This window comes from Lentilactobacillus parafarraginis DSM 18390 = JCM 14109 (genome assembly GCF_001435895.1).
GTDB classification, from domain to species: Bacteria; Bacillota; Bacilli; order Lactobacillales; family Lactobacillaceae; genus Lentilactobacillus; species Lentilactobacillus parafarraginis.
The window spans coordinates 1-230 of the sequence record NZ_AZFZ01000245.1; the positions used below are offsets into that span (position 1 = coordinate 1).

Genomic DNA, 230 nt, shown 5'->3' on the forward strand with positions numbered 1-230 from the left:
ATATTCGAAACGACTTATTAACCCAGCAATTATTGACGTTTACCAAGCGGCCATATACCAGCTGGCAGTTAGTCAATCAGCAGGCCCAAACAATTGAGAAGCAATTAACCACGGTGCTAGCCAAACATGGTCACCAGTTAGACGATTTGAAGCCTACTGATCGGGGCATGCTAGCCGCTTATCAACCAAGCGAACTCGAATTCATTTCTAAAGCGGTGAAAAATTTACGG

At 44.3% G+C, this 230-nt stretch carries 1 pseudogene; it reads left to right on the plus strand.

The features are described from left to right. Positions 1–230, plus strand: a pseudogene (locus tag FD47_RS14900) (MobQ family relaxase); the annotation flags it as partial.